This window comes from Peloplasma aerotolerans (genome assembly GCF_030012175.1).
Taxonomy (GTDB): domain Bacteria; phylum Bacillota_I; class Bacilli_A; order Acholeplasmatales; family Acholeplasmataceae; genus Peloplasma; species Peloplasma aerotolerans.
Map to the genome: position 1 here is coordinate 1 of NZ_JASCXW010000003.1, position 24,633 is coordinate 24,633.

Annotated in this window: 24 protein-coding genes; 18 read left to right on the forward strand and 6 right to left on the reverse strand. The window is 32.3% G+C overall.

Annotation, left to right across the window (positions count from 1 at the left end; all coding sequences use genetic code 11):
* The 11 genes from ylxM to QJ521_RS01670 form a co-directional block, all read left to right on the forward strand.
* The coding region (gene ylxM, locus QJ521_RS01620; RefSeq protein ID WP_282838663.1) for a YlxM family DNA-binding protein at positions 1-318 on the forward strand (318 nt) is incomplete at its 5' end.
* A complete protein-coding gene (gene ffh / locus QJ521_RS01625; RefSeq protein WP_282838664.1) occupies positions 318-1,724 on the forward strand; it encodes a signal recognition particle protein in 1,407 nt (468 codons plus the stop codon). The genes ylxM and ffh, both read left to right, overlap by 1 nt.
* Before the next feature lie 76 nt (positions 1,725-1,800).
* Positions 1,801-4,419, forward strand: coding sequence for a DNA polymerase I (gene polA, locus QJ521_RS01630; RefSeq protein ID WP_282838665.1), 2,619 nt, complete (start codon positions 1,801-1,803; stop codon positions 4,417-4,419).
* Between the two features lie 10 nt (positions 4,420-4,429).
* Entirely contained in the window at positions 4,430-5,239 is an 810-nt protein-coding gene (mutM, locus tag QJ521_RS01635) for a DNA-formamidopyrimidine glycosylase (RefSeq protein ID WP_282838666.1), read from the forward strand.
* A complete protein-coding gene (gene coaE, locus QJ521_RS01640; RefSeq protein WP_282838667.1) occupies positions 5,214-5,828 on the forward strand; it encodes a dephospho-CoA kinase in 615 nt (204 codons plus the stop codon). The genes mutM and coaE overlap by 26 nt, the downstream gene beginning before the upstream one ends.
* Entirely contained in the window at positions 5,815-6,978 is a 1,164-nt protein-coding gene (locus QJ521_RS01645) for a DnaD domain protein (protein WP_282838668.1), read from the forward strand. The genes coaE and QJ521_RS01645 overlap by 14 nt, the downstream gene beginning before the upstream one ends.
* Before the next feature lies 1 nt (position 6,979).
* Complete coding sequence (locus tag QJ521_RS01650; protein WP_282838669.1) at positions 6,980-7,801, forward strand: ATP-binding protein; 822 nt, start codon at positions 6,980-6,982, stop codon at positions 7,799-7,801.
* Positions 7,802-8,056: 255 nt separating this feature from the next.
* The gene (gene thrS, locus QJ521_RS01655; RefSeq protein WP_282838670.1) at positions 8,057-9,982 is read left to right on the forward strand and encodes a threonine--tRNA ligase; all 1,926 of its coding nucleotides are present in this window, start codon (positions 8,057-8,059) and stop codon (positions 9,980-9,982) included.
* 193 nt (positions 9,983-10,175) lie between these two features.
* On the forward strand, positions 10,176-10,424 hold the full coding sequence (locus QJ521_RS01660; protein WP_282838671.1) for a hypothetical protein: 249 nt from the start codon (positions 10,176-10,178) through the stop codon (positions 10,422-10,424).
* Positions 10,425-10,450: 26 nt separating this feature from the next.
* Complete coding sequence (locus tag QJ521_RS01665) at positions 10,451-11,353, forward strand: ABC transporter ATP-binding protein (protein ID WP_282838672.1); 903 nt, start codon at positions 10,451-10,453, stop codon at positions 11,351-11,353.
* The gene (locus QJ521_RS01670) at positions 11,340-12,614 is read left to right on the forward strand and encodes an ABC transporter permease (protein ID WP_282838673.1); all 1,275 of its coding nucleotides are present in this window, start codon (positions 11,340-11,342) and stop codon (positions 12,612-12,614) included. The genes QJ521_RS01665 and QJ521_RS01670 overlap by 14 nt, the downstream gene beginning before the upstream one ends.
* 33 nt (positions 12,615-12,647) lie before the next feature.
* Here the strand turns inward: QJ521_RS01670 and QJ521_RS01675 are convergent, their stop codons facing one another.
* The gene (locus QJ521_RS01675; RefSeq protein ID WP_282838674.1) at positions 12,648-12,905 is read right to left on the reverse strand and encodes an HPr family phosphocarrier protein; all 258 of its coding nucleotides are present in this window, start codon (positions 12,903-12,905) and stop codon (positions 12,648-12,650) included.
* Positions 12,906-12,914: 9 nt separating this feature from the next.
* Positions 12,915-14,621 carry a phosphoenolpyruvate--protein phosphotransferase gene (gene ptsP / locus QJ521_RS01680; RefSeq protein WP_282838675.1) on the reverse strand — a complete coding sequence of 569 codons (1,707 nt, stop codon included), beginning with the start codon at positions 14,619-14,621 and terminating at the stop codon, positions 12,915-12,917.
* Positions 14,622-14,810: 189 nt separating this feature from the next.
* Between ptsP and QJ521_RS01685 the strand changes: the two genes are divergently transcribed.
* The 3 genes from QJ521_RS01685 to QJ521_RS01695 all read left to right on the forward strand — a co-directional run bounded on the left by QJ521_RS01685 (position 14,811) and on the right by QJ521_RS01695 (position 17,921).
* Positions 14,811-15,809, forward strand: coding sequence for a P-loop NTPase (locus QJ521_RS01685; protein WP_282838676.1), 999 nt, complete (start codon positions 14,811-14,813; stop codon positions 15,807-15,809).
* A 116-nt stretch (positions 15,810-15,925) separates the two neighbouring features.
* Positions 15,926-17,047 carry a serine hydrolase domain-containing protein gene (locus QJ521_RS01690; RefSeq protein WP_282838677.1) on the forward strand — a complete coding sequence of 374 codons (1,122 nt, stop codon included), beginning with the start codon at positions 15,926-15,928 and terminating at the stop codon, positions 17,045-17,047.
* A gap of 10 nt (positions 17,048-17,057) precedes the next feature.
* Positions 17,058-17,921, forward strand: coding sequence for a hypothetical protein (locus QJ521_RS01695; RefSeq protein ID WP_282838678.1), 864 nt, complete (start codon positions 17,058-17,060; stop codon positions 17,919-17,921).
* 76 nt (positions 17,922-17,997) lie between these two features.
* On the opposite strand, the gene gcvPB is transcribed toward QJ521_RS01695, so the two are convergent.
* Genes gcvPB through gcvT form a run of 4 tightly spaced genes read right to left on the reverse strand, consistent with a single transcriptional unit; the run spans position 17,998 to position 22,220 of the window.
* Positions 17,998-19,443 (reverse strand): aminomethyl-transferring glycine dehydrogenase subunit GcvPB, encoded by a 1,446-nt coding sequence (gcvPB, locus tag QJ521_RS01700; protein ID WP_282838679.1) that lies wholly within the window; start codon positions 19,441-19,443, stop codon positions 17,998-18,000.
* Positions 19,440-20,753 carry an aminomethyl-transferring glycine dehydrogenase subunit GcvPA gene (gcvPA, locus tag QJ521_RS01705; protein ID WP_282838680.1) on the reverse strand — a complete coding sequence of 438 codons (1,314 nt, stop codon included), beginning with the start codon at positions 20,751-20,753 and terminating at the stop codon, positions 19,440-19,442. The genes gcvPB and gcvPA overlap by 4 nt, the downstream gene beginning before the upstream one ends.
* Positions 20,754-20,761: 8 nt before the next feature.
* Positions 20,762-21,136, reverse strand: a complete 375-nt coding sequence (gene gcvH, locus QJ521_RS01710) for a glycine cleavage system protein GcvH (RefSeq protein ID WP_282838681.1) — start codon at positions 21,134-21,136, stop codon at positions 20,762-20,764.
* 10 nt (positions 21,137-21,146) lie between these two features.
* Positions 21,147-22,220 carry a glycine cleavage system aminomethyltransferase GcvT gene (gene gcvT, locus QJ521_RS01715; RefSeq protein WP_282838682.1) on the reverse strand — a complete coding sequence of 358 codons (1,074 nt, stop codon included), beginning with the start codon at positions 22,218-22,220 and terminating at the stop codon, positions 21,147-21,149.
* A gap of 193 nt (positions 22,221-22,413) precedes the next feature.
* Here gcvT and QJ521_RS01720 point away from each other — a divergent pair, with 193 nt between their 5' ends.
* The 4 genes from QJ521_RS01720 (at position 22,414) to QJ521_RS01735 (ending at position 24,615) form a co-directional block, all read left to right on the forward strand.
* The gene (locus QJ521_RS01720; protein ID WP_282838683.1) at positions 22,414-23,202 is read left to right on the forward strand and encodes an alpha/beta hydrolase; all 789 of its coding nucleotides are present in this window, start codon (positions 22,414-22,416) and stop codon (positions 23,200-23,202) included.
* A gap of 21 nt (positions 23,203-23,223) precedes the next feature.
* Complete coding sequence (locus QJ521_RS01725) at positions 23,224-24,075, forward strand: NAD(P)-dependent oxidoreductase (RefSeq protein WP_282838684.1); 852 nt, start codon at positions 23,224-23,226, stop codon at positions 24,073-24,075.
* A gap of 24 nt (positions 24,076-24,099) precedes the next feature.
* Complete coding sequence (locus tag QJ521_RS01730) at positions 24,100-24,324, forward strand: heavy-metal-associated domain-containing protein (protein WP_282838685.1); 225 nt, start codon at positions 24,100-24,102, stop codon at positions 24,322-24,324.
* Positions 24,325-24,390: 66 nt separating this feature from the next.
* Positions 24,391-24,615, forward strand: a complete 225-nt coding sequence (locus QJ521_RS01735; protein WP_282838686.1) for a hypothetical protein — start codon at positions 24,391-24,393, stop codon at positions 24,613-24,615.
* The last annotated feature ends 18 nt before the right edge of the window (positions 24,616-24,633 follow it).

Genomic DNA, 24,633 nt, shown 5'->3' on the forward strand with positions numbered 1-24,633 from the left:
AAGATGGAAACGTTAGAAAAAAAAGAAATATTAAATCAACTTTTTGATTTTTATAAGCCTCTATTAACAGAGAAGCAAATCCATTATTTTGACCTCTATTATCATGAAGATTATTCACTTCAAGAAATATCAGAACTCAATCATGTCAGTAGAAATGCTGTGTTTGATCAACTTAAAAAAGTTGAAGAACATTTATTTTCTTATGAAGAAAAATTGAAGTTATATTATTTACAAACTGAAAGAGAAAAATTGATAGAAAAAATACTAAAAACAAATGATTTGAAATTATTGGAACAATTAAGAAAGTTGGATGAGTAATGGCAGAAAATAGTTTAAGTTCACGTCTTCAGATGGCGATGCGTCGCCTCACCGGAAAAGGCTATCTAAATGAAAACGATATTGATGAAATGATGCGCGAAGTGCGTCTTTCTTTATTAGAAGCAGACGTAAACTTTAAGGTTGTTAAAACTTTCATAGCAAACATCAAAGAACAAGCTGTAGGAGAAAAGATCTTAAAAGGATTAAACCCAGGTCAACAAGTCGTAAAAATCGTCCACGATGAACTAAAAAGAGTTATGGGGCAAGATGCTGAAGGTATTCGATATAATATCAACGGTATCACAACGATTATGACAATCGGTCTACAAGGATCTGGTAAAACAACAGCCATCGGTAAATTAGGTGCGTATATTCGGAAAGCAGAAAAGAAAAAAGTCATGTTCATTGCTGCAGACGTTTATCGTCCAGCTGCGATAGAACAATTGAATACGATAGGTAAACAAATCGATATAGAGGTTTTTGAGCAAGGATTGATTGATGCTAGAGATATCGTTAAAAACGGCTTAAAATACGCAAGAGAAAACGATTATGACGTTGTTATCATCGATACTGCAGGACGTTTACATATTGACGAAAAAATGATGCAAGAACTTATTGATGTTAAGCAAATTGCACAACCTAATGAAATTCTTTTAACAGTTGATGCAATGACTGGACAAGATGCAGCAAACATTGCAAAAAGTTTTCATGAACAGTTAAATGCGACTGGTGCTATTCTTACGAAACTCGATGGAGATACTCGTGGTGGTGCAGCATTATCGATTAAAGAAGTATCAGGTATTCCAATTAAGTTCGCATCAAGTGGCGAAAAAATGGATAGTTTTGAAATGTTTCATCCAGAGAGAATGGCTTCTCGTATACTTGGTATGGGTGATGTGTTAACTCTCATTGAAAAAGCTACTGAATCGATAGATGAAGATGAAGCAAAAAACATGATGGAAAAGTTAATGTCTAACACATTTAACTATAACGATTTACTCAAGCAGTTTAAAATGATTAAAAAAATGGGATCAATGAGTAAAATCCTGGGATTTATCCCAGGTATGGGACAACTCAAAAATGCTGCTTCTCAAGTAGATGATAAACAGTTTGAGCAAATGGGTGTATTAATCCATAGCATGACTGAAGCAGAGCGTAAAGATCCAACTCTAATCGACAAAAGTAGTCGAAGAAGAGAACGGATTGCTAAAGGGTCTGGTATGAAGGTAGCAGACTTAAATAAACTAAGACAAGCTTTAGAAACACAAAAGAAAATGATGAAGCAAATGATGAATATGGATGAAAGACAACTAGAGAGTTTATCAAAAAATCCATCTCAGATGATGCAGAACACAAAAACTAAAAAAGGTAAAGGCAAAGGAAAGGGTCAATTTAGGATTCGTTGACCCTTTTTTTCTCCACAAAAGTTGTGGAAAATTAATCTATGTATCTATGATACAATGAAGGAAAAGGGGAGACACTATGAAGAAAATGATACTTATTGATGGGAACTCCATTATGTTTAGAGCCTATTACGCAACTGCTTATCCAGGCGCTAAACTCATGCAAACAGGACAAGGCATTTATACGAATGCTCTTTTTGCATTTGTTGGTATGTTCGAAAAAATCATAACTGAAGACACAACAAACGCACTTGTTGCTTTTGATACTAAAGAACCAACAAAGAGACACGAAGTATATAAAGAATACAAAGCAGGACGCATCAAAATGCCAGAAGAGTTAGCGATGCAGATTCCTTTAATCAATCAATATATTGAGTTAACTGGTGTCCCAATCTATAGCAAAGCAGGCTATGAAGCAGATGACATTATCGGAACAATGGCCAAACGCTGTGCTAAAGATGGATATCATGTAGAAATATATTCAAGTGATCGTGATTTGCTTCAGCTTGTTGATGATCGCATTACTGTGAACTTACTCAAAAAAGGTATGAGAGAAGTTGCAAGATTTGATCCAAAAACTTTGTTTGAAACTTATCAATTGACCCATGAACAAATGATTGATTTAAAAGCATTAATGGGTGATACTTCTGATAATATTCCAGGAATCCCTGGGGTTGGTGAAAAAACTGCGGTAAAGCTTCTTCAGGAATATGAGACTTTAGAAAACGTTCTTGAACACAAAGATGAAATCAAAGGCAAATTAGGTGAACGTATTAAAGAGCATGAAGAACTTGCAAAACTCAGCAAACAACTCGTTACAATTGATGTTGATGCTGATATCGAATGTCAAATATCCGATTTAGAAAAAGGTGAAGTGAAGACAAGCGAACTCATTACCTTTTTTCAAAATCTTGAATTACACGTTTTTGTTAAGAAAATGGAAGAACCAACTGCAAAAATGGAAAGTTGGGAATACAAAGTCATTGAAGATGAGCATGAGTTAGGAAAAATACTAAAACCTGAGCTTGCTATTCATTTTGAACTAAGTGATTACAATTACCATAAAGCTGAACTTTGGGGTGTTGGAATAACCGATGGAAAACATCATTACTTTTTATCGCCTGATTTTGCTTTAACATCCATTAATTTCCAAATGTATTTAAGTGATGAATCTATTAAAAAATTTACATATGACTATAAAGCGGCAAAAGTATTTCTATTATGGCAAAATATGGAATTTAATAACGTAGTATTCGATTTACTTTTATCTGCTTACCTAATCAACTCGCATTTAGGAAAAGAAGAATTTAAACGCATTGTCTCAAACTTTGATTATGAAGATATTTTGTATGATGATGTCATTTATGGAAAAGGTGCAAAAAAAGGTTTACCAGAAAAAGAAATATATGAAAGACATATTGCATCGAAAGCAAAAGCTATATTTGAACTCAGAGATCCTTTATTAAAACAATTGAAAGAACAAGAACAACTTCATTTATTAAATGACCTTGAAATTCCATTATCTGAAGTATTAGCGGAAATGGAATATAGTGGACTTTTAGTTGATCAAAATGAACTTAAAATACAAGGCAAAGATTTAAAAGAGAGATTAGAAACATTAGAAAAAGAAATACATGAGTTAGCAGGTATTACATTTAACGTCTCAAGTCCAAAGCAACTTGGTGAAATACTGTTTGAAAAACTTGAACTACCTCATGGAAAAAAGACTAAGACGGGTTATTCGACCAATGTAGAAGTTCTAAATGATCTTCAAAAACACCATCCAATCATTGAGAAAATCCTTGATTACAGACAACTTTCAAAATTACATTCAACATATATTGAAGGTGTCAGACAAAACCTATTTGAAGACGGAAAAGTACACACAATATATATGCAAGCTTTGACAACAACCGGCCGTTTATCGTCTTTAGATCCAAATTTGCAAAATATTCCGATTCGTACTGAAGAAGGAAGAAAAATTAGAAAATTATTTATTCCAGAAGAAAATAAATATTTATTAGGTTCGGATTACTCTCAAATAGAACTTAGAGTGCTTGCTGATATGGCAAACGTAAAAGGTCTTATCGAAGCATTTAACCATCACGAAGATATTCATACAAAAACAGCACAAGAAGTATTTCATGTGGATGAAGTCAATAGTGAACAAAGAAGAGCAGCAAAAGCTGTTAACTTCGGTATCATTTACGGTATAGGAGCATGGAGCCTAAGCGAAGACATTAATGTAACACCAAAAGAAGCACAAGCATTTATTGATCAATATCTTTCCATCTATCCTGAAATCAAAGATTATATGGAAAATATAGTTAATTTCGCTAAAGAAAATAAATATGTAGAAACGATTATGAAGCGCAGAAGATATATTCCAGAATTGGAGTCTCCTGTCTATACTCAAAGGTCATTTGGTGAAAGAACAGCACTGAATGCACCAATTCAAGGTAGTGCTGCAGATATACTTAAAAAGGCAATGGTGGATTTATATCAATACCTAAAGAAAAATAAAAAGCAATCTAAATTAATCCTACAGGTTCATGATGAGTTAATCTTAGAGGTTCCTGAATCTGAATTAGAAGAAATGAAAGAGGTTGTGCCTAAGATGATGTCAAAAGCTATTCAGCTAAAAGTAGAGCTTGAAACATCGTGTGATGTTGGTACAAATTGGTATGAATTAAAATAGAGGTGAAAATATGCCAGAACTTCCTGAGGTTGAAACAGTTAGGGTAACACTTGAAAATGAAATATCCAATGAAAAAATTATTGGTGTTGATGCGTATTATCAAAAAATAATAACCAATGAAACTAGTGAATTCAAGCAAAAAATCTCGAATCAGAAAATCAATAGAATTGACCGTATGGGGAAATACTTGATATTTATTTTAGATCGAGATGCATTAATAATTCACTTAAGGATGGAAGGCAAGTTTTTCATCAAGCACGATGAACCTATAGAAAAACATGAGCATGTTGTATTTCATTTTAAATCAGGAAGAAATTTAAGATACCACGATGTTAGAAAATTTGGAACGATCACATTGATACCACTGAGTGATTATTTAAATACTTACCCACTCAATCAACTAGGGAAAGAACCAAAAGATATAGATGTTGATTATTTTTATACTGTATTAAACAAGAAAAATATTGAAATTAAAGCTGTATTACTAGATCAACATATTATTGCAGGATTAGGTAATATTTATGTAGATGAAACATTATTTCTAAGCCACATACATCCAACTCGATTGGCATCAAATATTACTTACGATGAGACAAAATGGATTATACAAGCAGCGATACAAGTCTTAGATAAAGCGACACAATTAGGTGGAACAACCATTCGTTCTTATACATCTAGTCTTGGTGTACATGGACGTTTCCAAAATGAGCTGAATGTTCACATGAAGGAAAACGAACCATGTCCACGATGTCAAACCAATATCATTAAAATGAAAGTCAAAGGACGTGGAACATATGTCTGTCCAAATTGTCAAAAATAATCCAATTTTAATCGGACTTACCGGTGGTATTGGAAGTGGAAAAACAACAGCTTCTCAATATTTTAAAAGTTTAAACATTCCAGTTATTGATTGTGACGAGATTGTTCAGGAGCTATGGAAAAGCAATAAACAAATGAAAAAAGAGGTTGAATCGTTTTTCAAATTCCCAATAAAAACAAAAGAGGATCGAAAAAAATTAGCCAACATTATTTTCAATAACAAAGAAAAAAGAGAACAACTTAATTTGATTGTTCATCCTTTTGTATACCAAGAAGTTGAAAAGCAAAAGAGAAGTTTGCGTGAACACAAAATCATTATTATTGATATGCCACTTTTAATCGAAGTCGATTATCAAAGAAAAGTGGATTATGTTGTCTTAATTTATGTTGATTTTGATATGCAAGTCGAACGATTAATGAATCGCGACCAAATATCGCAAAATGAAGCAATGAAAAGAATTCATTCACAAATGTCTCTGAATAAAAAAAGGCAATATGCAGATTATATTTTGGATAATGGAAAAACAAAAGAAGCATTATGTCATCAAATTGATCTATTTATAGAGGAGATGCGAAATGAAGAACAGTAGTACTTTTCAAATACAAAGTCAATCTGATCTAAGCGCTGCAGATTTTAAAGTGTTGGCACTTTTATATCAACCTCTTATGGGTCTTGAAGGACAGGCTATTTACACGACTTTTTATCAATTGGTAAATAAAACAGGTCGCGATACATATCAACATACCGAATTGTTTGACTTATTAAACTTGAAAAACCTAGAATTTTTAAAAATTAGAAATAAACTAGAAGCATTAAATCTTTTAGTTGTCTATCAAAAAGAAGATCATTTTATCTATTTTATGAAAGCACCATTAACAGCTAAACAGTTTTTACTAGATACGGTGTTTGGTAGCTATTTACAAAGCGAAATAGGTGAGAAAAACTTAAATCTATTAACAGAAATGTTTAAAATGGAAATCCCATCTACAGAGGGTTATGAAAATGTAACCAAATCATTTGATTCATTATATGAGTTTAAGAGCTTAAATTTACTTAATGTCGCACATCCTCTTCAAGGAAGACAACAAAACGGTGGTAGCCATATCAATCATAAATTCAATTATGATGCATTTGTCGAACACTTACCAGAAAGACTAAAAAACTCACAAATATTAACTGAAAAATTTAGAGAACAAATTAATAAAATTTCATTTGTATATCAATTTGATGTTGGAGATATGGTCCAAATTTATGAAGCAGCAGCAAAATCGAAACAAGTTGTCAACTTCCAACAACTCAATTTTAAAGCTAAACAACATTATGACCAAAAACACAAGCTTTTAACCATAAAAAAGAAAGATTTATCTAATAATGTATTAATTGACCAAGTCTCACCTCAAGTCATTATTCAAAAATATGCAAAAACGGATCAACAAGGGATTGCGTTATCAACGGCAACAGCACTTCTCGAAAGAAATCATGTTGAACCTGGAATTATAAATGTTATCTTAATGTTGGTACTTAAGCATAAAGATGGTATACTACCTAATATCAATTATTTAGAAAAAGTGTTATTAGATTGGTTGAATAAAGGTGTTCAAACAACTGAGGATGCTATAAATCATTCAGCAAGTTTAGAAACACAATGGGTACAAAAGAAGGCTGGACAAAAGCAAAATGTCAGCAAACCTGACTGGTTAGATGATTATATTAAAGACCTAGTCAAAATGGAGGAATAACATGACATTAGAAGAAATGAAAAAAGTTATTTCCAAAGATCCAGAAACCAGAAATATAGAAGTTCCAGAAGTTGATATATATAAAGTATATCAATACCTTTTAGAACGCGATCAAAAAGGTGCTAAAAATGGTTATGAACCCGTATTGATGACCGATCCATATATTGAAATAATCTATCGACCAACAAAAGAAAAGGCAATTGAAATTAAAAGAGAAAAAATAAGACAACACCTGAAGTTCTACGACAGTGAAGTCTACATACAAGATGCCAGCTTATCAAGGTTTGAAGTATTTAACGATGAACGACAACATGCCTATGAGGAATCACTAGCATTTATCAATGAATACCGAAAAGATAGATACTCTAAAGGTATTTTCTTCTATGGGAAAAACTGGACAGGCAAAAGTTATCTTTTATCAGCGATCGCTCAAGAACTTGCTGAAAAAAACATTTCTGTACTCTTTGTTTACATGCCCGACTTAGTGAGAAGTATAAAACAAGGTATGAATGAAGGTAATCTTGAAGAACGTATTAATCAACTGAAACAAGCTGATGTCTTAATGCTTGATGATGTTGGTGGGGAAAACATGACACCATGGTTTAGAGATGAGATACTTGTTCCTATCATGCAATACCGTTTATCAGCAAAATTACCAGTCTTTATGAGTTCAAATTATGACTTTGAAAGACTTATTGACTTTTTAGCTGTGAATAAAGATGAAGCAAGTTTAATGAAGGCAGCAAGACTCATTCAAAGAATCAAAGATTTAATGACGCCAATTCGATTGGTTAAGGAACAATTTAAAGAAAAAAACACTTGAAAATATAATGACAAGTGTTATAATATAGACATCAACGATGAAAAGGACAATATTTAGATTAAACTTAGCGACGCAGAATGGTGAAAGCTGCGAACAATCTAAATTACTACCTTGGAGTTGGCTAAAAAAAATAGCCCGGGTCATGCCGTTATCCATATGCTAAGTGCTAGCTATGCTAGAACTAAGGTGGTACCGCGAACTTCTCGTCCTTAGAAATTTCTAAGGACTTTTTTTATTTCAAAGGAGAGATATAAAATGATTAATATTACTTTTCCAGATGGAAGTGTAAAAGCTTTCGAAGATGGAATTTCTGCACAACGAGTAGCAGAAAGCATTTCAATGAGCCTTGCTAAAAAAGCTATAGCAGCTGTTTATAACAAGGAATATGTAGAGCTTTCAAGAAAATTGAAGGAAGATGGAACAATTGAAATTTTAACAGAAAAAGATCCAAGAACCTTGGATGTTTTGAATCATAGTACAGCACACTTAATGGCTCAAGCAATCACAACATTGTACCCTGGTGCTTGTTTTGGTGTTGGACCGGCTATTGATGAAGGTTTTTATTATGATGTTGATTTCAAAGATGATAAAGTTAATGATGAAGATTTATTAAAAATTGAAGCTGAAATGAATAGGCTTTCTGAACAAGGATACGAAATCGTAAGACATGAAGTTTCGTATAAAGAAGCTAAAAATATTTTTAAAAATGATCCTTATAAACTTGAACTCATAGAAGAACATAAAGGTGAAGGACTCACTGTCTATTCACAAGGTGAGTTTACTGATTTATGCCGTGGTGGTCATGTTCCCAACACTAAGTTTATAAAAAACTTTAAACTATTAAGTCTTGCTGGTGCTTATTGGAGAGGTGATTCTGACAATAAAATGCTTGTTAGAATTTATGGAACTAGTTTTTTTAGTAAAAAAGACCTAGAGTCTTATCTAAATCTTTTAGAAGAAAGAAAGCAAAGAGATCATAGAAAAATTGGTAAAGAACTCGATTTATTTATGATCTCAAAGGAAGTTGGATCTGGACTTCCATTCTGGCTTCATAAAGGAGCAACCATTAGAAGAACTATTGAAAGATATATTACTGATGTAGAAATAAGTTTAGGTTACATGCATGTTTATACACCTATCATGGCAAACACTGAATTATATAAAATTTCTGGTCACTGGGATCACTATCAAGAAAACATGTTCCCACCAATGGATATGGGAGATGGAGAATTATTGGTCTTAAGACCTATGAATTGTCCACATCACATGTTGATTTATAAAAATGATGTTCATTCTTACCGTGAACTACCACTTAGAATTGCTGAATTAGGTATGATGCATCGTTATGAGAAAAGTGGTGCATTATCAGGACTTCAACGTGTTAGAGAAATGACATTAAACGATGCACACATTTTTGTACGTCCTGATCAGATTAAAGAAGAACTTAAGAGAACGATGCAATTACTATTCAAGGTATATAATGATTTTAATATTACTGATTATGAGTTGAGATTAAGTTACAGAGATCCAAAAGATTCCGAGAAATATTTTCCAAATGATGATATGTGGAATAAAGCTGAAAAATTATTAAAAGAAGCAATGGATGAAATGGAATTAGATTATTATGAAGCTGTTGGTGAGGCTGCATTTTACGGTCCAAAACTCGACGTTCAAGTAAAAACCGCTTTAGGTAATGCTGAAACTTTATCAACTATTCAACTAGACTTCTTATTACCGGAACGTTTTGACTTAACTTACGTTGGTGAAGATGGCAAAAATATCTATAGACCCGTAGTTATTCACCGTGGTATTGTATCTACAATGGAACGCTTTGTTGCCTTTTTAACTGAAGAGTATAAAGGAGCATTTCCGTTATGGTTGGCACCTGTTCAAGTAAAGATATTGCCGGTTAATGTAGTTCATCATCAAAACTATGTAATGGATGTCTATGAGATGCTAAAAGCAAGTGGATTTAGAGTTGAAACCGACTTAAGAGAAGAGAAACTAGGTTATAAAATTAGAGAGGTTCAAACTCAAAAAATACCATATTCTTTAGTACTTGGTGATAAAGAAAAAGATGAAGGACTTGTAACATATAGAAAGTATGGATCACAAGAACAAGTCACTGTCTCCATTGAGCAATTCTTGGAATTACTTATGAAAGAGACTAAAAATAATTAAAAATAATTTTGTTGAAAAAATAATAATAAGATGATATAATGATGCTGGAGATACAAGCGAACCATTTGAAATTGACTTTCATATGTCGCTTATTCAACTCCAGCTTCATTGTTTTTATCAGACAATGTTTCGAGAAACTCCATAATGAATGTCATTTAAAGAAGATGACTAAAACCAGGAAGGGAGTGTTATCGTGGGTATGCTTATTATCTATATCGCTAGTGGATTTGCATTTTTCATTTTAATGATGAATTTCATTGTTTGGCTTTTTAGAGCTAAATCGAACGCACTTGAAGAACATGGCTTACGTGAAAAACATCAAAATCCATGGAAAGTACAAAAAGATGAAGTCTATGGTGATATTGAAGACGTTTGGGAAAAATTCGATAGAAAAATCGAAAAGCGTGAAAGAGAAAACAGATATAAAAATAGAAACAAATAACAATGACATAAGGAAGGTAGCAATTTATGCTAGAAGTTAAAAATGCAAGAATGCTTTATGGTGATCTTGTTGCTGTTGACAGACTAAGCTTTATCATCAAACCAGGTGATATTTTTGGCTTGCTCGGTACCAACGGTGCGGGTAAAACAACAACATTTAGAATGATTATGGGTTTACTAGATCCAACAGAAGGAGAAATATTGTATAACGGTGAGAAGGTTGGATATCATAATGTTAATGAAATTGGTTATATGATTGAAGAAAGATCTCTACTGACTAAAATAACTGTAAAAGAACTCATGTTATATTTTGGTCAACTTAAAGATATGGAACCTAAGGCTATTTTAGAAAGACTTGATTATTGGCTTGAACGTTTTGACATTGTTGATTATAAAGATAAAAAAATAAAAGAGTTATCAAAAGGTAATCAGCAAAAAATCCAATTCATTTCAGCAATTATCAATAATCCAAAATTGCTAGTTTTAGATGAACCATTTAGTGGCTTAGATCCTATTAATACTGAATTGTTTGTTGAAGTTATTAGAGATTTCCAAAAACAAGGTGCGATGGTTGTTTTTTCATCACACCAACTTGACCATGTAGAATCATTTTGTGAGGAAGTTATCGTTTTAGAAAAAGGTAAAGCTGTTATTGAAGGAAGACTTGATCAAGTCAAAATCGATTTTAAGAAGCAAAACATCAGAATTATAGGAGATGTCGATATAAAAAAACTTGAAGCTATACCTGGTGTTGATAGAGTTATCGAAAATTCTAATGAAATCATCGTAAAAATAGAGTCAGAGCTTGTTGCAAAACATGTGTTTGATTATATTAAAACGTGTGATCATATTATGAAATACGATGTCGAACAAGCAAGCTTGAGCGAAATATTTATTGCAAAGGTGGGACATAAAGTTGAAAAAGTTTAAATTTCTAGTTAAATATGGCCTAAAAAAACGCGTTGGAAGAAAAGCGTTCCTTATCGCAAATATAGTAATTGCATTATTAATGATTATTATTGTTAATATCCCAGCAATTATTAGTTTCTTTGGCGGAGATGATGATCTAGTTGAAAACATCAACATTCACGTCGTCAATGAGACTCAAGAAACAAATTTAGTATCCGATTTATCACAACTTTTCAATCAACCATTTGAAGGATATGAATTTTATGTTTTATCGGACTTAGCAGTCAATCAATTTGATGTTGAAGCTTTTTGGGTTAATTCGGAAGTTGATATAACCTTTCATTTTACTGGAGACATTGAGTCTCCTGATGTGAAAATTTATAGTAAATACCCTGAAATGAATCCAGCATTGATGGGACAAATTGAACTTCAAATTATTAATTATCAAATAGGCGATTACACGGGTCCTAGCTTTGAAACAATTTACGCGCCAGATTATGAAGATCCAAATCAAGAGATGTTTATTAGTTCAATTACAAGTTTACTCGTATTACCAATGTTTATTTTAATTACAATGGCTACACAGTTTGTTGGTGTTGATATTATTGAAGAAAAGTCAACAAAAGCTATTGAAACAGTCATTGCTAGTGTGCCAGCAAAAATACATTTCTTGTCGAAAATTACAGCAAGCATCTTATTTGTAATCATACAAGGGTTGTTAATATTTACTTATGGGGCTATAGCATCATTGATTGGTGGGGTTGCTGCAGCATCGCCAGGTCTTAATCTACCAACAGGTGGAGAATCGCTATTAGCCTATCTTGCAGAAATGATGCCAAATTGGCCAATAATTATTCTATTTTCTTTAATGTTTATGTTACTTGGAACATTATTTTATTTGGTGTTAGCTGCATTATTCGCATCAATGGCAGTAACACAAGAAGATTATCAACAGTTTCAATCACCTCTTATGTTGATTTTAGTTGGTGGATTTTATATTGGGATATTCGCACCAATGGCTGGAGGGATGGGATTCTTAAAGGTGATGGCATTTATTCCTATTTTTACACCAATTGTTGCTCCAATTGCATTCGCATCAGGGGTATTGTCCATTTGGGAGTCAATCATAGCGCTATTAGGATTAGCAGTATTCTTAGTATTATCATTATACATGGTTGCTCCAGTATATAAAGTAGCAATTCTAAGTTATGATCAAACAAAATTCTTCTCAAGAATCAAAGGATATTTCAAAAAAGCTTTTACCAAAAGTAAAAAAGTATAAAATAATGGCCATCAATCCGATGGCCATTATTATTTATATCATATTATGTTCTTTTAAATACTTCTCGATATTATCTAAATATTCGTTTTTATCGGATTCAACACGTATTGTAAAAACCGAATCTTTAGGCAACCCTAAGCTCATAATAGCCATTATTGATTTTGCATCAGCAGCAAACTCTTTATAAATGAGTTCAACCTTGGCAGGTATTGATGAGACGAATTTGACAAAATTTGTAGCAGGTCTTGCATGTAACCCATTTTCCGCTTTGAGCGTGAATTTTTTTTCCATAATAACTCCTTAGACTTTAATCAACTTTTTAAGTTCTGACAAAACTTGTTCTTCATTATCTAATTTTAGCACACTTTTCGATAATTTTTCTAAATCGCTATGATTAAGTTTCGATAAAATCTTTCTTATTTTTAAAATATGAGAAGGTGTCATGCTCAACTCTTCAACTCCAAGTCCAAGAAGAAGAGGTCCAGCATAAATATCTGATGCCATCTCTCCACATACACTAACTTTTATCTGATGTTTTTTACCAGCTTGTGCGACCATATCAATTAATTTTAGGATTGCAGGATTTAATGGTTGATATAAATAGGTTAAACTTTGATGCGTGCGATCAGCTGCCATCGTGTATTGAATCAAATCGTTGGTTCCTATTGATATGAAATCAACAACTTGAGCAAGTTGATCAGCCATAAGAGCAGCTGATGGTATTTCAATCATAATACCTAATTCAAAATCAGCAACTTTAGTTTTTTCTTTTCTTAATGCTTGTTTAACTTCTTCAACAATAGCTTTTGCTTTAATAAACTCTTCTTTAACAGCAATCATTGGGAACATAATTTTTAAATGACCATATGCACTTGCTCTCAATAATGCTCTTAATTGGGTTTTAAATACATCGATGTGATCGAATGATAAACGAATTGCACGCTTGCCTAAAAAAGGATTGAGTTCTTTTTCTAAATTAAGGTAAGGCAAATGTTTATCTCCACCTATATCTAGAGTTCGGATGACTACAGGTTTAGGATAAACACTTTCTAATACTTTTTTATATTCTTCAAACTGCTCATCTTCAGTAGGTAGAACTAAGTGATCCAAAAATAAAAATTCTGTTCTATACAAACCAATACCATCAGCATCAAAATTGATAATATGATTGATATCTTTTGATGAAGCAATATTCCCAAACAATTCATATACATGCCCGTCTTTGGATTGACTTTGCTTACCAATCATTGTTTTCAATGCTGATTTCTTTTTCTCATATCTTTCAATTTTGTTTTGATAATCTTGTTTTATTTTATCGTCAAAATCGGTGATGATTTCTCCATGAAAACCATCAAGGATAATTTCTTGATGATTTTTTAATTTTTGCATCAAATGTTCAACACCAACAATAGCTGGAATTTGAAGCAATCTAGCAATAATCGCACTATGAGAAGTTTTCCCACCAATTTCAGTCACAAAACCACAAACAAAATTAGGATCAATCTGTGCGGTTTGAGATGGAGTCAATTCTGTAGTTAGTAAAATAACTTTTTCGTTGATATGGGATAGATCCACGATTTCTATATTTAGCGCGTTTTTGATCGTTCTATTGGTTACATCTCTTAAATCAAAAGCACGATCTTTTAAGTATTCATCGTCTAAATGATCAAATAAATCCACGAATCTGTCAACAACATATTTGATTGCATAAACTAAATTACATGATTCAGCTCTTATTTTAGATTCAACAGCATCATTGACTTCAGGGTCAGTAGCAATCATTAATTGTGCCTCGAATATCTTTGAAGTTTCATGATCAAATTTTTTTTCTGTCTCTGACTTCAGTTGTTCTAGTTGAGTAACGGTCTGATCAATTGCTTGACGAAAAATGCTAATTTCTTCTAATGGGTTGTCTACAGTTACTTTTCGATAATCGATTTGAACTTCTTCAATCTTTAAAACTCGAGCAACTGCATATCCTTCACTAACAGGAATTCCTTTTAGCATGAGACCACATCCTTCAAATTTTTAATTAATGTTTAGTAGTATATTAATTATATTTTACCACAAGAATCTATTCTATATTCATGATGGATGTGTGAAAGCGTTTAACAAAATCACATCGATTAAAATGATTATCGTATTTGTTGGGTTATTATGTTTTTATTGTTATAATAGTTTAGAGGTGAATCGAGTATGACATATGAAGATTTAAAGAAAAGAATTGAACAAATTAAAGACCCTGGTTTTGATAAACCATTTAAAGAAGTTAATGGTATAAAAAAATTAGTGATCGGACCTACTGGTGTTGCTGAGTTAGAGATATATCTTAAAGATAAATCAAAACATGAGCAACAAGTTAAAATAGAGATTATTAAATTAGTCAAAATAGAATTAGGTTTTCCAGGTATCAAAATAGACTTTTTTGAATCAGAGTTTGTACCAGAAGGTGAAAAGCTAATTCGTTATTTAGCTATAGCCTCAGGTAAAGGTGGTGTTGGTAAATCAACTGTCACTGCAAATTTAGCAGCAGCAATGATACGTAAAGGTAAAAAGGTTGGGATTATTGATGCTGATGTTTATGGTGCCAGCATTCCAAACATTTTGAAAATAGATGTTAAACCGTTATCTTCGACAGAGGATGAAAAAATGATACCACTAGTTAAAGATGGTATCGAAGTGATTTCCACAGAATTCTTTATGCCACCTGAAAAACCTTTGATGTGGCGTGGACCGATGTTAGGCAAAATGCTTGTTCATTTTTTCAGTGGTGTTAAGTGGCAAGATGATGTTGACTTAATCTTAATTGATTTACCACCAGGAACCGGTGATGTCGCATTAGATGTTAAAACATATGTTCCAAGAAGTAAAGTTTTAGTCGTAACAACACCGCATAGAAATGCATCACATGTTGCAGTAAAAGCTGGAATTGGTGCACAAACCATTGGTCATGAAGTCATTGGTGTAGTTGAAAACATGAGTTACTACTTAAATACATGTAACAATAAAAGAGAATTTATCTTCGGATCTGGTGGAGGAGAAGAAGTTGCTAAAAAATTAGGGGTTAAAGTTTTTGGACAAGTTCCAATTGGACAACCTCAAAATGGTGATTACTTATACACAGAAAAAGATTCAGCAGGTAAAATCTATGATGAAATAGCAGTACAAGTTATGAAAGAGATGGAAATGGAATGATAAAAGGGACAAAATTTTGTCCCTTTTCGTTAATTTTTATCGATAAAAGTATTTAACATAGATCACAAATTTGATAAAATATTAATAAATATTATACGATTAATGGGAGGAAAGTTATGAAAAATAAAATATTCATCGAGTTTCTAGAAAGCGAATTAAATAAATTATCTAGAAAAAAAGATATAAATCATACTTTAATGTTAGTGAAATCTACAGATAACTCATTTTGCTGGAAAAACACATACGGAGAATCATTAAGTACTGACACACCATTTTGGATTGCTAGCATAACGAAAATGTTTATTTCATCAATTGTTTTGCTATTGATGGAAGAGGGCAAATTGACATTAAACGACCAAATTATAAGATATCTACCCGAAAAATTAATAAAAGATGTGCATGTTATCAATGGCATTGATTACTTTGATCAACTTACAATTCATCATCTACTTAAGCATGCATCTGGAATACCAGATTATTTAGAAATAAAGCAAAATAAAAAGAGTATTATAGACGAAGTTATTGAGAAAGATGATATGGCATGGGGAATAAATGAAATATTAAAAATTGTAAAAAACTCAGGTAAACCTCATTTTGAGCCACAAGACATTTCAAAGCCTAAGTATCGAATAAGATATTCTGATACAAATTACCAGTTACTTATTGCTATTATAGAATCGATTACGGATCTATCAATAGAAGATGCATATGAGAAATATATTATCAATCCACTTGGAATGAAAAACACATTTTTACCTCATGGCAAAAATCATAAAGAGAAACAAATTACTTTTCCTTGGATTGGACAAGTTGAATTTAGTAATAAACCAAAAGCATTAAAATCTTTTAATGATTTATACAGTACACTCGATGATTTAGTAATCTTCATGGAATCTATTATCGATGACAAAGTTTTTAAAGATAAAAATGCAAAGAATATGATGATGAGTTCATGGCAAACTTTCGATTTTGGAGTAAGTTTGCTAGCTCCTGGATGGCCTATACAGTATGGCAGTGGAATGATGAAAGTAGAAATACCACGACTTTTTACGTGGTTTAAGAAAACACCAAGTTTTATTGGGCATACAGGTGCGACTGGTTCTTGGCTTTTCTATTGTAAGAAACTAAAGTTAATATTATGTGGTACTGTGGATCAAGTAACAAAAGCTCCAGTTCCATTTAACATAGTTCCCAAAATACTTAGAAAGTATAATAAAATGATCAGTTCTTTAAATTGAGGTATATGAAATGCGCAACGATAAAATTATAGCAATTTTCTTGATTCTATCTCTTTTACTAATGAGTTCAATTGGCGTCTTTTATAATCAAATTATTGTTAGTGGAGTAATAAATAATGTTTATGGAGACGAAGTTGAAATGTTTGGTAGAGGGATTTATGCCTATGAGAGTGTTTTAAAGGGTATTATTTATGTTGGAACTGATGGAGCGATTTTGTTAACAATAATACCCACAATTATCTATTTGAAATTCATCAATAAAAACCACACATTATTTAATCAATTAACATTGATAGCTCTGGGTTTTATTACTGCATATTATAGTTCAACTTTAGCTTTTGGAGCGATGATGAATCGTCTATTTATAATTTATATTACAGCTTTGTCACTATCTATTTTCTTTCTCATCTTTGAAATTTCAAATATAAAACAATTTGAACCAGATAAATTATTTAGACAAATAAATATTACCAAAGGAATGTATGTGTTTTTAGTTGTTTTTGCTGCTTCAACCATGATATGGATGTTTGAAATAACCAATGCTTTCTTACATAATAGACCTTCTGACATCATTGGTTTTCAAGCAACAGAGATTAGTTTTGTATTAGATTTAGCAATTATCATGCCTTTGACGATTTATGCAATTATTCAATTGAAAAGAAAACAAAGTATCGGAATCATCATGAGTATTTGTATATTTGTGTTTGCAATATATTTAGGATTTGTTGTTGTTGGTCAAAGTATAGCTCAAATTGTTTTTGAATACCAGTTGAACAGCTTTGAAATGATTATTTATATAATGCCCTTTATTCTAATTTCAATAATATCAACATATTTTGCTAGAAATATTCAAAAACAACTTAAGTCATTATAATAGTCTAAAAATAAACAAATAAATGGTTGCTTGGTTAAGCAACCATTTATAATTTATATATGTTTTATTCAAAAAATTATGCAATATCTCTAAATTTTAAAATAGGTTTTCTAGCTGCTTTTGCTTCATCAAGTCTTCTAACTATAGTATTGTGTGGAGCAGTTTTTACTAGTTCAGGATTTTCCTTTGCTTCTTTAGCAACTACACGCATAATTTGGATAAAATCATCAAGCGTTTCTTTTGACTCCACTTCAGTAGGTTCAATCATCATTGACTGTGAGAATATAAGTGGGAAATAAACCGTTGGTGCATGATAACCATAATCGAGTAATCTTTTTGCTACGTCTAGTGTCTTTACTCCTGTCGATTTATCAAGTAATCCATCAAACACAAATTCATGCATACAATAACCTTTGATTGGTAACTCAAATAAATCTTTTAATGAATCTTTGACATAGTTCGCATTTAAGACAGCAAGCGGTCCAATTTCGCTCATATGCTCTTTGCCAAAGGTCATCAGGTAAACATAGGCTCTTAAATAAACACTTGCATTACCATAGAATTGGCCTAAAGCACCAATTGAATTTTTTGAGTCTTCAAAGAAGTAGAAATCATCTTTTTTTCTAACGATTGGATTTGGAAGGAACTCTTTTAATTTCTCACAAACACCAACTGGACCAGAACCTGGACCACCACCACCATGAGGTGTAGAGAATGTTTTATGGAGATTTATATGAGTAATATCAAATCCCATATCACCAGGTTTAGCTTTTCCAAGAAGTGCATTTAGGTTTGCTCCATCATAGTAAAGTAAACCACCAGCTTCATGGACAAGTTTAGATATTTCTAGAATGTCTTTCTCAAAAACACCTGCAGTATTAGGGTTTGTTAACATTAATCCTGCAGTTTCATCATTTAAGACTGCTTTTAAAGATTCAATGTTGACAGTTCCGTCAAGATTTGATTTTATTTCAACAACATCAAATCCACAAACGGTTGCACTTGCAGGGTTAGTCCCATGCGCACTATCGGGAACGATAATCTTCGTTCTTTTTTGATCTTTATTTTTTTCATGATAAGCTTTGATAATCATTAATCCTGCCAATTCGCCATGTGCTCCAGCGAAAGGATTTAATGAATATTCTGCTAAACCTGATATTTCAGATAAAATGCGTTGTGTCTCATAATAAATTTTTAAAACACCTTGCGCAGTATGAACGGGTTGTAATGGATGAATATTAGCAAATCCCGGTAGGGTAGCTAATTCATCATTAATCTTAGGATTATATTTCATCGTACATGAGCCAAGTGGATAGAATCCAGTTTCAACACCAAAGTTTTTTTGACTGACATTGGTGTAATGTCTAACGACATCGAACTCTGATACCTGAGGTAACTCAGCTTTTTCAGAACGGATTATGTTTTTTGGTAATGAGATTTTTGGGAAATCTTTTTTCGTAAAATTATAACCTTTTCGTTCATCTCTAGACAGTTCAAAAATGAGTTTATCATAATATTTCATTTTTGGTTCACCACCTTTTCAACAAGTAGATCAATCTCAGCTTTACTACGCTTTTCGGTAACAGCAAACATGAGTTGATGATCACCTATATGAAGTGGTCCTAATATACCATCTTCTATTAATTCTTTTTCAAATTTTTCAACATCAAAAAGAGCTTTTAAAACAAATTCTTTATAAAATGGTTGATCATAAACAACTTCAAATTTCTTCGTTTTTAGGAGTTCATTGTATAAGTAATGAGCAGCATTCATCGATTCATTTGCAACTTCAACTAAACCATGTTTACCCATTGTTGATAAATAAATGGTAACAGCTAATGCCATTAAAGATTGATTTGAACATATATTTGAATTAGCTTTTGCACGTCTAATGTGTTGTTCTCTTGCTTGTAATGTTAAAACGAATGCACGTTTTCCATCAACATCAGTAGTAATCCCACAAATACGTCCAGGCATTTTTCTAACATATGTCATTTTGGTAGCCATATAACCAACGTATGACCCACCATAAGATAAAGGAAGTCCAAATGATTGCAAATCACCACAAGCAATATCAGCACCATACTCACCAGGTGTTTTAATTAAGGCCAGTGCTTGACCTTCACCATTTAAAATAAATAATCCACCTTGTTCATGAATGACATCTGCGAACCCATTATAATCTTCGATTATGCCATAGTAATTTGGATTTTGAGCGATTAACCCCATCGTATCTTTACCATTTTCTTTGATGAAATCTAAATCGGTGACTCCGTCTTTTTGTGGCACAACGATGACATCAATATCACGATATTTAGCATAAGTCTTGATGACATCAATAATTCTTGGATTCAATGTTTCACTTACCATGACTTTTGATTGATTGGTCAATGCATATGCCATAAACATTGCTTCAGCAGTAGCAGTAGCTCCATCATACATTGATGCATTAGATACTTCCATACCTGTTAATTCACATACCATAGATTGGTATTCAAAAATGTATTGCAAAGTACCTTGTGCAACTTCAGGTTGATAAGGTGTGTAAGATGTTAAAAACTCTTGACGACTAATTAAGCTTCTAATAATACTTGGGCTGTAATGATCATATGCTCCAGCACCTCTAAATACAACAAGTTCCTTATTGAGACTAGAGAGTTTTTGCATATGTTTTGTCAAATCATCATCTGATAAAACATTTGGAATATTATATGGCTTGGTAAGTTTTAAACTTTTAGGTATAGAAGAAAATAGGTCATCAAGGGATTTAGCACCTGTGACCTTTAACATTTCTTCTATATCTTTACTGGTATGCGGAAGATATTTGTGCATATGAACACCTACTCCTCTATACTAGTTTCGTATTCTTTACCGCTTAATAAATCTTCTAGCTCGGAATCATCTAATAACTCAATTTTTAATATCCAACTGCCATATGGATCATCATTAATTGTTTCAGGAGCATCTTCAAGTGTAGAATTAACTTCGATTACTTTTCCTGTAACAGGTAAATATAAATCTGATGCAGCTTTTACACTTTCAACAGCACCAAAAGTTTCACCTTTTTTTATAGTTGCACCAACTTTTGGTAACTCGATAAACACAACAGCTCCCAAACTTTCTTGTGCATGGTCTGAAATACCAACATACGCTTCGTTACCTTCAACTTTTACCCATTCATGACTAGGGCTGTATAACAATCCTTCTAATACCATGTGAACCCTCCTATTTTTTATAATTCTTTGTATAAAATTTTTTATTTCTTACTTTAGCTAAAACTTGATTTTTTCTAATTTGAACATAAAGTTCTGTTCCAATTGCAGAATGCTCAATATCTATTAAGGCATATGCAAGTGGTTTTTCCACATTTGGTAGTAAATATCCTGTTGTGATATGGCCAATCAGTTGATCATTATGATATACTTCATATCCGTGTCTTGGAATATTTCTTTCAAGTAATTCAAGACCCACAACTTTTCTTTTTGGATTTTCTTTATATTGTACAAGTGCATCTCGCCCTATAAAGTCTTTTTCAAGCTTAATGGCAAAGTTTAAGCCAGCTTCAACAGGATTAATTGATTCACTAATCTCATGATCATATAGCGGAAGGTTTGCTTCAAAACGAAGCGTATCTCTTGCACCTAGCCCACAAGGTATTGCACCTTTTTCAATTGCTAAATCCCACAACGGTTGAATTAACTCATGTTCAGCATATATTTCAAATCCATCTTCACCTGTATACCCTGTTCTAGAGCAAATCACATATCCTTGTTTATATGGAACAACTGCATAAGTCATAAATGTTAGTTGATGCACATCGTGATTAAGAATATCTTTTACTGCATCGATTGCATCTGGACCTTGAATAGCAATTTGACTATAATTTTCTGATACATTTCTAACTTTAACATCAAATGCTTGACTTTGTTTTTCGACCCATGCAAAATCCTTTTCAATATTGCCAGCATTGACGACTAGAAGAACTTGTTCAGGTTTAATCACGTAAACAAGTAAATCATCAACAACAAATCCTTTCTCATCACACATCAAAGCGTAAGTAACTTTAGAAGTATCAAGAGGAACTGTGTTTGTCACTAAATAATTAACAAAATTTAATGATTCTTTCCCGTCAATTAAGAATTCACCCATATGTGATACATCAAAAATGCCCATACCTTGACGAACAGCTAAATGCTCTTCAATAATTCCGGTATAGGACACTGGCATATTAAATCCAGCATACTCAATCATTTTTGCGTTCAACGCTAGGTGTTTATCATATAAAGCAGTTGTTTTCATTTGTCATCTCCTAAAAGCGTTTTCTAATTTCATTATACAACATTATTTTTAATTTCAAAGTGTTTCGTACGAAAAGATTATAATATTTTTAAGAATAAAAAAATAGCACCTAAACTATTGCTTATGTAAAACATAAAAATTGTTTCTAGCAATGCAATTTTCGATGTATAATAAAATAAAAGGGGTTATATCAATGCTGGTTAATAATATTTTATTACATGTTAAAAGAAATGATGTTGAAGCACCTAAAGCTAGTGTAATCATCACGCACGGAATTGCTGAGCATTCTGGAAGATATGATGAGATTACTGAGCGGTTAAATGAAGCGAATTATACGGTTATCCGCTACGATATTAGAGGGCATGGTCAAAGCCAAGGAAAACGTGGGGCACTTCGTACTTATCATCAAACCATTGATGATCTTCATGTCATTGTCAACGATGAGAAAAAAAGAAACCCCAAAAAAATATTTTTAATTGGACATAGCATGGGTGGACTTATTGTCGATATGTATGCAATTAAATATAAAGATGTTGATGGTATCATTTCTAGTGCTGCACCATCTTATTTTATTAAGGATGTTTTACCATTTAGATTCATTGGATACAAATGGTTAGGAAGTCTTACGAGAAAAACAAATTTTGAAAATCAACTTTCTAGAATAACTGAGGTAGAAAGTAATTATGCAGAAGATCCTCTTAATCTAAAAAAATTTTATTTTTCATTAGCTGGAAATATGTTTGTGAGCGGTGTTAGATACTTAAATAAAAATATCAACCAATTTCAATTGCCAATTTTGATCCTTCACGGAGAAAAAGATACTGTTGTCCCAAAAGAATTTAGTCAAAGACTTTTAGAATTGATTCCGGTTGAGGACAAGAAATTAATTATATATCCTGATGCATATCATGAAATATTCAACGAAATTGATAGAGATCAAGCTTTTAAAGATGTAATTCAATGGCTAGATGAAAGAACTTAAAAAGAAGGGAATGATTTTAACTTGAAAGTAGCATGGATAGGAACTGGAGTTATGGGTAGACCTATGGCACTCCATTTAAGTGACGCAGGACACGAAGTTTTTGCATATAACAGAACATTTGAAAAAGCGAAGGCTTTAGAACCTAAGATTAAAGCATTTGATACTATCGAAGCATGTATCAAAAATGCAGAAGTTATTTTTACTATTGTTGGTTACCCCAGTGATGTAAAAGAAGTATATGAAGTAATCATACAAAAAGCTAAAAAAGGAACAATATTGGTTGATATGACAACGTCATCACCAACTTTAGCATTTAATCTATACCAAAAAGCCTTAGAAAAAGGATTGAAAATGTTAGATGCTCCAGTCACTGGTGGTGATTTAGGAGCAATCAAAGGTACACTTTCAATTATGGTTGGTGGCGATGAAGAAGTGTTTAACAAAGTCTTACCATTGTTTAAACTGATGGGGACAACCATTACATATATGGGATCTGCTGGATCTGGAATGCATGCTAAATTAGCGAATCAAACAGTTATTGCTGGTAACATTATGGGAATTGCTGAAGCGTTAGTTTATGCAAAAGAGAAAAATCTGGATGTCAACAAAATGTTAAGTGTTATTGTTGGAGGATCAGCTAGTTCATGGCAAGCAGCTAATAATGGGCCTAAGATGATAGAAAATGATTATAAACCAGGATTTTTTGTGAAACATTTTCTAAAGGACCTAAAATTAGCAATGGAAGAGAAAGGTGAACTACCTTTAGTTGTACTAGAGAAAGTAACACAAGCATATCAAACAATATTAGATCATGGTTTTAGTGAACAAGGAACACAAAGTATTATCGAATATTATTTGCAGAAAATGATGTAAAATAATTAAATTCGGAGGTTTAAAATGCCAAGAGTATGTTTGAATTTGAAAGGCATGCATTGCCCAGAATGTGTAAGTTCCATCGAGTATGCGCTATATCAAGCAGGCATCAAACATTTTCAATACGATGTAGTTTCACATTTTGCAAAAATTTACTATGAGGATGAAGATGTTAGCTTGATTCAAATAGCTGATGCAATTCATAGAGTTGGTTATGACTTAGATGTTATGGAAATTGAGGAATGTTAGTCAACAAGCATAATTAAAGACTTTTAATCAAAAATGATGTAAAACAAAGGTAGAGGAGGTGTTTTTATGCCTACTGTCTATTTAGGTTTGAGTAAATTTTGCCTTTGTGGAAGAATTACATCAGCGCAACATGCTTTATATGTCAAAGGAATTGACAGTTTTCAGTATGACTTGGTAGAAAAAAAAGCAAAAGTGGTTTATCAAGAAGATAACATATCCATTGAGGAAATTATGGAAATCTTGGAGAAAAGATATTTAGAAGTTGAATCCATAGAAGAAATCAAATCATAACGACAAAAAAGTGGTTAG